The 13,201-nt window shown below is 40.6% G+C and carries 9 protein-coding genes; 6 read left to right on the top strand and 3 right to left on the bottom strand.

Annotated elements, in window-relative coordinates; all coding sequences use genetic code 11:
• Positions 1-24 precede the first annotated feature (24 nt).
• From mtr to tnaC, 3 genes are all read right to left on the bottom strand, one after another.
• Entirely contained in the window at positions 25-1,269 is a 1,245-nt protein-coding gene (mtr, locus tag B0X70_RS04385; protein WP_217470966.1) for a tryptophan permease, read from the bottom strand.
• A gap of 87 nt (positions 1,270-1,356) precedes the next feature.
• A complete protein-coding gene (tnaA, locus tag B0X70_RS04380; RefSeq protein WP_217470965.1) occupies positions 1,357-2,757 on the bottom strand; it encodes a tryptophanase in 1,401 nt (466 codons plus the stop codon).
• 124 nt (positions 2,758-2,881) lie between these two features.
• Positions 2,882-2,980, bottom strand: coding sequence for a tryptophanase leader peptide (gene tnaC, locus B0X70_RS25895; protein ID WP_181147885.1), 99 nt, complete (start codon positions 2,978-2,980; stop codon positions 2,882-2,884).
• Positions 2,981-3,405: 425 nt separating this feature from the next.
• Here tnaC and B0X70_RS04370 point away from each other — a divergent pair, with 425 nt between their 5' ends.
• The 6 genes from B0X70_RS04370 (at position 3,406) to B0X70_RS04345 (ending at position 13,201) form a co-directional block, all read left to right on the top strand.
• Entirely contained in the window at positions 3,406-3,837 is a 432-nt protein-coding gene (locus B0X70_RS04370) for a bleomycin resistance protein (protein ID WP_246593427.1), read from the top strand.
• Positions 3,838-5,125: 1,288 nt separating this feature from the next.
• Positions 5,126-6,466, top strand: coding sequence for an MATE family efflux transporter (locus tag B0X70_RS04365; RefSeq protein ID WP_036781683.1), 1,341 nt, complete (start codon positions 5,126-5,128; stop codon positions 6,464-6,466).
• 334 nt (positions 6,467-6,800) lie between these two features.
• The gene (gene fdnG / locus B0X70_RS04360; protein WP_217470964.1) at positions 6,801-9,848 is read left to right on the top strand and encodes a formate dehydrogenase-N subunit alpha; all 3,048 of its coding nucleotides are present in this window, start codon (positions 6,801-6,803) and stop codon (positions 9,846-9,848) included.
• A gap of 12 nt (positions 9,849-9,860) precedes the next feature.
• Complete coding sequence (fdxH, locus tag B0X70_RS04355; RefSeq protein WP_046396186.1) at positions 9,861-10,790, top strand: formate dehydrogenase subunit beta; 930 nt, start codon at positions 9,861-9,863, stop codon at positions 10,788-10,790.
• A complete protein-coding gene (fdoI, locus tag B0X70_RS04350) occupies positions 10,787-11,428 on the top strand; it encodes a formate dehydrogenase cytochrome b556 subunit (protein WP_217470963.1) in 642 nt (213 codons plus the stop codon). The genes fdxH and fdoI overlap by 4 nt, the downstream gene beginning before the upstream one ends.
• A 996-nt stretch (positions 11,429-12,424) precedes the next feature.
• Complete coding sequence (locus tag B0X70_RS04345; protein ID WP_217470962.1) at positions 12,425-13,201, top strand: HisA/HisF-related TIM barrel protein; 777 nt, start codon at positions 12,425-12,427, stop codon at positions 13,199-13,201.

Raw genomic sequence — 13,201 nt, 5'->3', positions numbered from 1 at the left:
GCGGCCCCCACCGCAGGAGTTTTTTTATGAATAAACCGGCAATAGATTAAAATTTGATAAGATATGCGCGATGGCATTCAGTACACCAAATAGCAAAATTAAGCCGAGCATCACATTACCTCCCCAAACCCTATACATAGGGCTGCCAAATCGCTTACGAGATGCTCTGGCAAGTAATGCGGGAACGATAGCCGCCCAAACTGTCGCAGCAAGGCCAGCAAAACCTATCGCATGAATAAAGCCATTCGGGTAAATCATTCCACCAACTATTGGCGGAAGAAATGTCACCACTGCCGTTTTCAAGCGCCCCAACTTGGTATCATCAAATTTAAGCAGATCAGCCAGATAATCGAACAACCCGAGCGTGACACCAAGAAATGAGCTGGCAACCGCAAAGTTAGAAAAGAGAGTTAATAATAAGCCCAGAGCTGAACTGTTCAATCCTCCACTTAATGATTGCACCAAAACATCAATATTGCCCCCTTTTGCTATGATTTCGACAAAATCAGGCCGGGAAATATTGCCCATTGTTCCAATCAACCAGATCAAATAAAGCACCAAAGCCATTGATGTGCCAATAAACAGGCATCTCTTTATTTTCTCTGGATCTTTTCCATAATATTTCATCAGGCTAGGAACATTACCATGATATCCAAAGGAAACCAGACAGAAAGGTAAAGTCATTAATACATAAGGCCAGTAAGTTGGATTGACTTCAGTTGTATTAAACAATACCGTGGGTTTAATGTTATAAAGCAGACCGCCAAACGTCATAAAGAAAGTTAATACCTTAGCGCCAAGAATAATTGATGCTATCCGGCTGACAGTTTTAGTACTTAACCAGACAATAAACGCCACAACAAAAGCAAATAAAAAACCACCAAACCCAGGCGAAAAATCTATCGATACCTCCCGCATAGCATGTTGAATAATCGAGCCGCTAGCGGAAATATAAGCGTAGGTCAGTATATATAAAACAAAAGCAAGGGTAATACCATTAATGATATTCCAACCATTGCCCAACAGATCTTTCGTGATGGTACTGAAACTTGAACCAATTCGATAATTAAGATTGGCTTCCAATATCATTAACCCTGAATGCAACATGCAAAACCAGGTAAAAATCAAAGCGGCAATTGACCAGAAAAACCATGCTCCTGACATGACAACCGGTAAAGAAAACATGCCAGCACCAATAATTGTTCCACCAATGATCATGGCGCCGCCAAATAAAGATGGAGACGATTTTTCTATCGACGAAGTAGCCATATGCGTTATCCTAGCGTGGCTTTACTTTATATAGTAAGCAGTAAAATTGGGGATGCTTTTCAACAAGAAGCATCCCGATATTTATTATTATTTAATTGGTTTTAATCTTGCAACGAAATGACGTAATACGGATGGTTCATAAGTAAAAGTTAATCCTTTAATCTGAGAAAATCGCTCCTTCAAGGAAATAAAGGCTTCTACAACATAATCCATATGATCATTAGTATAAACACGACGAGGAATAGTTAATCGCAAAAGTTCCATTGGTGATGGTTTCTGTTTTCCGGTTTCCGGATCACGACCTAATAACAAAGAGCCAATTTCCACACTTCTTATTCCTGCCTCCAAATATAATGCATTATTCAGAGCATGAGCCGGGAACTGCTCCCCCGGAATATGTGGTAATAATAATTTAGCATCAACAAATACAGCATGACCACCGGTTGGATATTGAATAGGAATACCTGCCTCTCTTAATCTGTCACCTAAATAAGCCACCTGATTAATACGATATGCCAGATAATCTTCATTCATTCCCTCTTCAAGACCAATTGCCAGTGCCGCCATATCGCGCCCGGCAAGACCGCCATAAGTGACAAACCCTTCCATTGGCACACAGCGGGTACGCACTTCATTAAACAGATCTTCATCATCACGGAAACAACAAAGACCGCCAATATTGACCAAAGGATCTTTTTTAGCCGACATTGTTAACATATCGCCATATTGATACATCTCTTTGACGATCTGTTTAACGGATTTATTTTCGTACCCCTTTTCTCTTTGCTTAATAAACCAAGCATTTTCACAGAAACGAGCTGAATCAATTACCACAGGAATATCATATTGCTTTGCAATCTCATACACGGCTTTCATATTAGCGATAGAGATAGGCTGACCACCGGAACTATTACAGGTAACAGTTGTAATAATCGCGACAACATTATCATCGCCATGTTCTGCTATCGTTTTTTTCAATTCATCAATATCAAAATCGCCTTTCCAATCATAATAAGTGGTTGTATCAAAGGCTTTTGATGTGACGACATTAATCGCTTTCGCGCCATTTAATTCAACATGAGCCGCTGTCGTATCAAAATGGAAATTAGAAATAAAGACCGGATGCTTTGCACCACCTTGCGCTTTTTTACGGGCAATTAATGTCGGAAATAAAATCTGTTCTGCTCCACGCCCTTGATGCGTTGGAATAGTATATTGATAACCAATTAATTCATTAACTTTATCACATAGATGATAATAGTTACGGGAACCTGCATAAGCTTCATCCCCCATCATCATCCCCGCCCACTGGCGATCACTCATTGCCCCAGTGCCGGAATCTGTCAGCAAATCAATATAAACTGCGTCACTGGGTAATAAGAATGGATTATACCCGGCTTCTTCTAACGCTTTTTCACGTTCGGCACGAGTAGTCATGCGAATATTTTCTACCATTTTAATACGGAAAGGTTCTGGAATACGTTTCATATATATTTTTTTATCCAATAGTTGGCTATACCGCATAATTCAGACAAATTTCCAAGAACAGCCAGAAATACGCCAGAATAATGTAGTGATTACAATATTTAATTTTTAAATATAACCAGAACAGCTAATCAGGGAAAAAATGAGAAATACGGTGATCGACATTAAACCATGCTTGCATATTACAAGAACAAATAAAATAATAACGTAAAAATATAGAAATCATAAAATGCATTTATTCCCTGATTAAAATCAACTATTAAGATATAGATAATATTTAAATTATCCGTGACCAATTCCACAAAAATAAAAATATCATAAATATAATTTTACATATGAATTCAACTTAATGAATCATATAAATCAACAAGAAAAACAGATAATAAATTTAGTTTAATAAATATAACAATGCAATTAAGCACCATCAATTAAATAAATTATTAACACAGCAAACCACCCCATAGAAACTTAAAAAAATCAAGTTAAATAACGTAAAATTAATAGCATTATTTACTAAGTTTTTTCAGGAATAAAAAATAGCTTTATTAGATCTATTACTATTTAATTCATTAAACTAAAATATTCTCATTCTGGATAAAATTAATCTATTTTCATATAATAAAATAGATATTGTTGAATATAGGATAACATATGGAACAAGATAAACCCTATTGGAATCGAATGGTCCCGGAACTCACTGTTACTGACTTCTCTTTATCTCTGGATTTTTATCAAAGAATTCTCGGCTTCCAGTTGCTTATTCGACGAGATAATCCAGATTTTGCCTACTTAGCGCTTGGTGAAGCACAACTCATGCTTGAAGCGTTACATGATGATGGCTGGAACACAGCTTCATTACATTATCCTCTTGGGAGGGGGGTGAATTTTCAGATTGAAGTTGATGATTTAGCGCCTTTACTGCACAACTTAAAAGTTAATAACATCAAACTCTACCAAGAGGTTAAAGATAATCACTACCGTGTTAATGAAATACTCGCATGCCAACGAGAGTTTCTTGTGCAAGATCCTGATGGCTATTTACTACGTTTCAGCCAATTCATAGAAAATATAATGGCGTATTAATTTAAATAGCCTTAGCCAATTAATATTAAAAATAGTATCTTAATAGCTAAAATATACCTTACAATTTACTCCACTTTTAAACCATAAATCAAATTAATAAAAATCCGCCCTATATCAAAAGGGCGGGAAATAGGTAAAAACAGAGGTATAATTCCGCATAACATAATAATTATGCTAACTGAATATCAATAGAATTCCACTCTCGATTAGCTATTTTTTTCCGATATAATAGGCATGGAATAATCAGAAGTTAAATGATTAGGAGCTTGAGAACCGATAATACATGTTGCAGTATGAGATGAAAAAATAACGCATTTTGCCGCACATATAGGAAAGTGCGGGTACAATATACAAGCATGAATAGATGTAGAAAAAGCAGAAAAGAAAGTTAACGTTAAAAAGGCCCAAAGTAACTGGTGTTGTAGTCTATTTATCATCATATCACCTCGCTGAATGGTATATTTTCATTTCCTTATATTCGACTCCTTTGAATTAATTATAGAGCAAAATTTAACCGAAAAAATTTTTTTATCACTTCGTTGATAAATCATTTAAGTTATCGAAAAAAATTGAACAACCAGATTATAAAAATCTCATCACCCAATAAAATTATTCATCAACATTAAACTATAAACAATATTTGAATAAAGTTATCTAATGATTTAATAAGCATGTTAAGATATCCATAACTACACAGTTGATATCTCACAAATACTAATAATAAATTAAAGAAATTATATAAAATATTTTTAAAAATTGGCGTTTAAATTTTTTACCAATTCAATAAATCATTTAAATATCTTAATTATTTACAATCAAATTCATTTACTTTTTGATCTACATTTCCTCACAACAAATACACTATACTCACTAAATGTATTAATAATGCTTTAGCCACAGTATACGCATCCACAGCAGAAAAAATAGGCGCTAAATTTAGCAACCTTATTCGACAATGACAAAACCATTTGGTTCTCAGATTCCACATCCACCCTGTACAACATATTCGGCAAAAATTTATCAATTTCGCTAACATATCCGACAAATAGCAACACTGATATTTACTGCCAATCATTCCCCTTATGATGCTCGTTTTTCGTTATTTAATTCGTACCACAAAGAGTTGTTCAGGCAGAACAAATCCAATTACAGAATTCATTTTTTTATCTTTCTTTATTTCATCTCTGTTAACGGATAAATAAACCATGTACAATGTTTAGATATTTCCTGAGTACGCGGCATCTCAAGAAATAATTCATTTACCTTTTTCAATAAGCAGGTTTTTCAAATGCATCAAACTGATGTTACTGAGCGTTCGCTCTTTTCATTAAGCTGGCCGATTTTTATTGATATTCTCCTTCATTTGGCCACTTTATTAATTAACACTTATATGGTGAGCCATGTTTCTACTTCTTATCTGGCTGCTATGGCTGTAGGTAATCAGGTATTTGATCTGTTTATCACTATCTTCAACTTTATCAGTGTTGGATGCAGTGTTGTCATTGCTCAATATATTGGCGCAGGAAAACGGGATAAAGCCAGCCAGGCGATCCATATTTCTATTGCATTCAACTTCTTGCTTGGGTTTAGCTGTGCACTGATTACTATCTTCTTCGGCTATAAGCTCTTGCAGATCATGAATATGCCGGAACATCTGATGGAAGATGGCTTTAACTATCTGCACATTCTCGGCATCTGTCTGATCCCCGAAGCAATTTCGATTATTCTGGCTGCTTGTTTGCGGGTTTATGGGAAATCGAAAGCGGCAATGTATGTTACTTTGATTGCTAACTTGCTGACAGTACTAGGTAATATGATCGTCCTATATGGTTTCTTCGGATTACCTCAATATGGTCTGGAAGGGGTTGCCTGGTCTACGGTCTTTGGCCGGATTGTCGCCGTGATCCTACTATTCTGCCTGCTCAGTTATGGCCTGCGGATCAAATTTACGCTGGCCGGTTTCCTGCGCTGGTCAAAAAGTATGTTGGGCAAGATCTTATATATCGGTTTACCCGCAGCAGGGGAAAACTTGGTATGGATACTGCAATATATGGCAGCCATAGCATTCATTGGACTGATGGGTGAAATTCCATTGGCAGCACAAACTCTCTATTTCCAGCTATCGCTGTTTGTGATGTTGTTTGGCATTTCTGTCAGCATTGGCAACGAAATTATGGTCGGCCATCTGGTCGGCGCTAAGCGGTTTGAAGATGCTTATATTCGTGGCCTTAATAGTCTGAAAATTGGCTGTATCGTCACTATTGGCGTGGTCGCCGCTTTCTGGCTGTTCAGAATGCCGATTCTGCATTTCCTGACGCAAGATGAAGCCATTATCAAGCTGTTGTTACCGCTATTCTTGCTGTCCGTTTTTCTGGAGCCAATCCGTACCGCAAATATCGTTATGGTGAACGCATTACGCGCTTCCGGCGATGCCCGTTTCCCACTATATGCGGCAATATTCTTTATGTGGTGTATTGCTATTCCAGTGGGATACTTTTTGGGGATCAAAATGGAAATGGGCATTTTAGGTATTTGGATCGGTTTCTTCTGTGATGAATGGCTGCGTGGGCTGACTAACATCTGGCGTTGGAAATCAAAAAAATGGCAAACTAAACGACTCGATATTTAATTATCACAATTGCGGATAGCTAAAATAACCATTCCACCAGCTGCCCTGAAATCATTTTTTTTCCTGCTAAACTCCCACAATAAGAGGCCCCATTCCCAATGGGCGCCTCTTGTCAATTTATATAAGAGGTTTCTCAGAAACTGACTGGTGCTATTATTGGCTGATAACCTCAGGTAGTTTACAACTCATCAATGCAGTGGGTTCTCCTTGATACCCAGGAGTGTTTTGATTGACAAACGAGCCGGGCTATGAAGGCAATTTCGCTTGATTCCTCAACGTGTTATTGCATCAAAAGTAAAGCAATGTCGTCATTCAAAAAATAAGGAGAAGACCGATGCAGGTCAGCAGAAGAGCTTTCTTCAAGATCTGCGCGGGAGGTATGGCGGGAACAACAGCCGCCGCGCTAGGATTTGCTCCATCCGTTGCGCTGGCTGAAACTCGTCAGTACAAACTACTGCGCTCGCGTGAAATTCGTAATAACTGCACCTATTGTTCCGTTGGTTGTGGCATTTTAATGTACAGCCTAGGTGATGGTGCAAAAAATGCCAAAGAGAACATTTTTCATATCGAAGGTGATCCCGATCACCCAGTCAGTCGAGGCTCGTTGTGTCCGAAAGGAGCCGGAGTACTCGATTATATTCGCAGTAAAAACCGCCTTCATTACCCCGAATACCGAGCTCCTGGTTCGGATAAATGGCAACGCATCAGTTGGAATGAAGCGATTGAACGCATTGCCCGTTTGATGAAAGATGACCGTGACGCCAATTTTGTTGAGAAGAATGAAAACAACGTCACCGTTAACCGCTGGCTAACAACGGGTATGCTCTGCTCCTCCGCAGCCAGTAATGAAACCGGTATTCTCGACCAGAAATTCACCCGCGCGCTAGGCATGATCGCTATCGATTGTCAGGCGCGCCTTTGCCACGGCCCAACGGTTTCCGCCCTGGGACCAACGTTTGGCCGAGGCGCCATGACCAATAACTGGGTAGATATCAAAAACGCCAACGTTGTTCTGATCATGGGGGGAAACGCCGCTGAAGCACACCCAGTCGGTTTCAAGTGGGTTATTGAAGCAAAAATTAAGAACAACGCTCAAGTGATTGTGGTTGATCCACGCTTCAATCGCAGTGCTGCTGTAGCCGATTTCTATGCGCCGATTCGTGCCGGTTCAGATACCGCGTTCTTACTGGGCGTGATCCGATATCTGATGTTCAACAACAAAATCCAATTCGAATATGTTAAGGCTTACACCAATGCCTGTTTGATTGTTCGAGAAGATTATCAGTTTGTAGATGGCCTATTCAGCGGCTTTGATCCAGATACCAAGAGCTATGATAAATCCTCATGGCATTACGAAACCGATGAACAGGGGTATGCCAAACGGGATGGCACGCTATCTCACCCACGCTGTGTCTGGAACCTACTGAAAAATCACGTTGAACGCTATACCCCTGAACAAGTTTCCAATTTGTGCGGCACGTCAAAAGCCGATTTCCTCCATATCTGTTCCCAACTGGCAACTACCGCCGTAACCCATCGTACCGCAACTATTCTCTACGCACTGGGTTGGACTCACCACACCGGCGGCGCTCAAATTATCCGCGCCGCGGCAATGGTTCAGTTACTGTTAGGAAACGTAGGCATGCCGGGCGGTGGCGTTAACGCATTGCGCGGTCACTCGAATATTCAGGGTTACAGTGATCTTGGTTTGCTGTCACTGAATCTGCCCGGCTATCTGCCTCTGCCAAATGAGAAACAAGAGAATCTGGCAACTTATCTGGCGCAAACAACACCAAAAACCTTGGTTCCCAATCAGGTGAACTACTGGAAAAACACGCCAAATTTCTTTATCAGCTTATTAAAAGGTTTCTGGGGCGAACACGCTACCGCAGAAAATGACTGGGGTTACGATTGGCTGCCCAAATGGGATAAAAGCTACGATATCATGGCGCAAGCTGAGTTAATGACTCAAGGCAAAATGAACGGCTACATCGTTCAGGGTTTTAACCCATTAGCGGCATTCCCGGATAAAAATAAATCCAGCAGAGCACTGGCTAAATTAAAATATCTGGTGGTGATCGACCCGTTGATCACGGAATCTTCTAACTTCTGGCAAAACCACGGCGAGATGAATGATGTCAATCCGGCTGATATTCAAACTGAGGTTTTTCGCCTGCCCTCCTCCTGCTTTGCCGAAGAAAATGGATCGATTGTTAATTCAGGCCGTTGGCTGCAATGGCACTGGGCTGGCGCACAGCCGCCGGGAGAAGCGCTGCATGACGGTAAAATTCTTGGCAAATTGCTGCAACGTCTGCGCAAACTTTATCGTGAAGAAGGTGGTGCTTACGCGGAGCCTATTATGAATCTGTCATGGGATTATCAAAACCCGGAAGATCCGACACCGGAAGAAGTTGCCCGTGAAGCCAATGGTAAAGCATTAACTGATATTAAAGATGAAGACGGCAATATCATTCTGAAAAAAGGGCAGCAACTTTCCAGCTTCTCTCAACTGAAAGATGATGGTTCCACATTCAGCTTATGCTGGATCTACAGCGGTTGTTGGACCGAACAAGGCAATCAGATGGCGCGCCGTGATAACGCCGATCCATCCGGGCTGGGCTGTACGCCGGGTTGGGCGTGGGCATGGCCGCAAAACCGCCGAGTACTCTACAATCGAGCTTCAGTTGATCCACAAGGCAAGCCTTGGGACCCAAATCGTGAACTGATTAAATGGGATGGCAATAGATGGCATGGCTTTGATGTTGTTGATTACAACAATGCTGAACCGGGAAGCCGCGTCGGGCCGTTCATCATGCAACCAGAAGGGGTAGCCCGCCTTTTTTCCATCGATAAAATGGCTGATGGACCATTCCCTGAACATTATGAACCGATTGAATCACCGATCGGCACCAATCCACTTCATCCGAATGTTATCTCCAACCCAGTTGCGCGGATCTTTAGTTCCGACATTGCTTATATGGGAGAAGCCAACGAATTCCCTTATGTCGCAACGACCTATTCCATCACTGAGCTGTTTCGTCACTGGACAAAACATGCCCAACTTAACGCCGTCGTTCAGCCCGAACAATTTATTGAAATCGGTGAAAAGTTGGCGGCAGAAAAAGGCATTGTTCAGGGTGATGAAGTCAAAGTGTCTTCCAAACGCGGTTTTATCAAAGCCAAAGCGGTTGTCACCAAGCGAATTCAGCAACTGACCATTAACGGTAAGCAAGTTGAAACTGTTGGTATTCCTTGTCACTGGGGTTTTGCCGGAGTAACCCGGAAAGGCTTTCTGGCAAATACTCTCACACCTTCCGTCGGTGACGCCAACGCGCATACACCGGAATACAAGGCATTTTTGGTCAACATCGAAAAGGTGTAACAGGAGCGAATTATGGCAATGCAATCTCAAGATATTATTCGTCAATCCGCCACGCATTCCTTTACCCCGGCACCACGTGCCCGTGATCATCAAGAAGAAGTGGCAAAACTGATCGATGTTACCACCTGTATTGGCTGTAAAGCCTGTCAGGTGGCCTGTTCAGAATGGAACGATATTCGCGACGAAGTGGGCTTTAATGTTGGTGTTTATGACAACCCCACCGATCTGACGGCTAAATCATGGACCGTGATGCGCTTCTCCGAAGTAGAAGAGCACGGCAAACTGGAGTGGCTTATCCGTAAAGATGGTTGTATGCACTGTGCTGACCCGGGCTGTCTGAAAGCGTGTCCCTCAACAGGTGCGATTATTCAGTATGCCAATGGCATTGTGGACTTCCAGTCAGAGCACTGTATCGGCTGTGGTTACTGTATCGCAGGTTGTCCGTTCAATGTGCCAAGGATCAATAAAGAAGACAATCGGGCATATAAATGTACTCTATGTGTTGACCGCGTTGGCGTCGGACAGGAACCCGCCTGTGTAAAAACTTGTCCGACCGGCGCCATTCATTTCGGCGCCAAAGAGGATATGAAAAATCTGGCCTCCGAACGGGTAACGGAACTCAAAGGTCGCGGTTATCAGAACGCGGGTTTATACGATCCGCAAGGGGTTGGGGGGACGCATGTGATGTATGTTTTGCATCATGCGGACAAACCTCAGCTTTATCATGGTCTGCCTGATAATCCAACCATCAGCTCAACCGTGACTTTCTGGAAAGGCATCTGGAAGCCGCTAGCCGCCGTGGGTTTCGCTGCAACATTCGCCGCCAGTATTTTCCATTATGTCGGCATTGGTCCAAATCGAACCAACGAACAAGACGAAGAACATGCCAGACAAGATGATGAAATGGCTGAACAATCCACAAACGAGGAGAAACTGTCATGAAGAAGAAAGATACGATTCTCCGCTACTCACCGATTGAACGAATAAATCACTGGTCAGTCGTCCTCTGCTTTCTATTTACCGGCATCAGCGGATTAGGACTCTTTTTTCCCTCTTTTAACTGGCTGATGAATATATTCGGTACACCACAGTTAGCACGGATACTGCACCCATTTCTTGGTTCAGCCATGTTTTTCTTATTTATCTTTATGTTTTTCAGATATTTCAAACATAACTTTATCGACAAAGAAGATCTTGTTTGGCTGAAAAACATCCATAAAATCATCAGAAATGAGGAGGCTGGCGATATCGGCCAATACAATTTGGGTCAAAAAGGAATTTACTGGTCTATCAGTGGTTGCCTGATTTTATTGGCTATCAGTGGTGTGATTATCTGGCGCCCCTATTTTGCCGATTTCTTCTCTATCCCCCTGATCCGACTTGCGCTTCTGGCGCACTCTCTGGCTGGAATTGGCCTGATCCTGCTGATTATGATACATGTCTATGCCGCATTTTGGGTAAAAGGCTCTATTCGGGCAATGGTCGAAGGTTGGGTAACCCGAGGCTGGGCGAAGAAACATCATCCTCGCTGGTATAGAGAAATCCGTCAGAAAGCGAAACAAGATAAGACGAATCCTTAGTGTTCAATCGGAACGCAGCCTGACAACAGGTTGCGTTTATTCGGCAATACGATGTCTTAATTATTTAATCTTAATTATCTCTCCAATTAATGTGGAAATATAATTCCATACCTAGAATGATATATAAAAATCACTAACAAATCTCCTTATCTAAAGAGTATTACATTGCCAATCAGCGAAGTTCTCTATTTCGGATATTACAATCAATAGAATTGATAATATGTAGCCATATAACTCACAATGAAACTATATTGCTATAATAATTATCATTATTGACAATAAAAAATATTTATAGAAATCCTCGATGAAATATACTTATATAATATAAACAAATAATTATTCAGAATAAATTGCATGTAATTATATATTGATTGTCGTTACTATTATCAATTAGCTGAAATTATATCTTCACCATAACCATAAATAACAACCAAAATAAAAAATTTTTAAATGCAGTTATTTAAGATAAATCAGCATATATTGAATAAATTAATCAAAAAAATAGATCTATATTATTTTAGACAATTAAAATATTAGATAAATAAAATTAAACTATTCCTGACGACATTAGCAGAATTCACTTTTTATATAAATAACGTTTCATAATCCTGCTACACATGAGTTTCTTCAACCCATTGTTATACATAGAATTATGAGTAGTATAAGATGTAGCGCTATTTTGGAATCTTATTTATTTAAGCTGAATCGCTGTTTATCTATTACCAAATTAACTCTTCTTAAGTAAATATAAGATTTACTAACTGAACAAAGTTATCCAAATTGCTATATTTAGCTAATAACCGTATTGAGAAATTTTTTCTTTCCACTATTATGAATCAGTGAACGGTTATTGAGTTCATTAAATTAATAGGTTTATTATTTATATCTGTTTATTCTTGAAGAAATAAAAGACATATTTGTTCATTATATTACAAGCTGTAATTGCATTAGTCACAATGGTTATTAATTTTTAAATAATTAATTAGGATGCATTCAATGATAAGTAAGGAAACATTCGAGATATTTCCCTCTGTAGATATTGTTGACGGAATAGCAATGACATCAAATTCCGCCATTCGATTAACCCGTGGTGAAAGCCCAACATTACGGCGACCTTTAGGCACTCCGGCCGAAGTAGCGCTCGCCTGGCAAAATGCCGGAGCAAAATGGATACATGTTGTTGATCTTGATGCTGCATCAGGACGTGGCTCAAACAGCCATCTTATTGCTGATGTTCTAGCTGCGGTCGACATTAACGTACAGGTCTGCGGCGGAATCAGAGACGAAACCATCTTGCGCAAAGTATTAGCAACTGGATGCCAACGAGTTAATTTGGGAACCGCAGCATTAGAAAATCCCGATTGGTGTGCCCGAGCCATTGCCGAATATGGCGATAAGATTGCCATCGCTCTGGATGTAAAAAGCACATCAGAAGGTTATCAACTGGCAACGCATGGATGGAATGTCAGCAAGGGCAATCTCTGGAATGTTCTTGAGCGCCTTGATAAACAGGGTTGTCAACGCTACGTCGTCACCGATGTTGAGCGGGGAGGCATGATGAGTTCGCCAAACTTCACGCTATTACAGGAAGTTTGTGCGAAAACGTCATCACCCGTTATTGCCGGCGGTGGAGTATCAAGCCTAGACGATCTTCGCGCTTTAGCAGATTTGTCCACTATCGGTGTCGAAGGTGCAATTCTTGGTCAAGCTCTACATATTGGTAAGGTTCCTCTCGAAGATGCCCTTGCTGCAACGCAATCATCGAGACGCTAA

This window comes from Photorhabdus akhurstii (assembly GCF_019090985.1).
GTDB lineage: Bacteria > Pseudomonadota > Gammaproteobacteria > Enterobacterales > Enterobacteriaceae > Photorhabdus > Photorhabdus akhurstii.
Note: the sequence above shows the minus strand (reverse complement) of the source record. Positions and strands in the feature narration are given on the sequence as shown.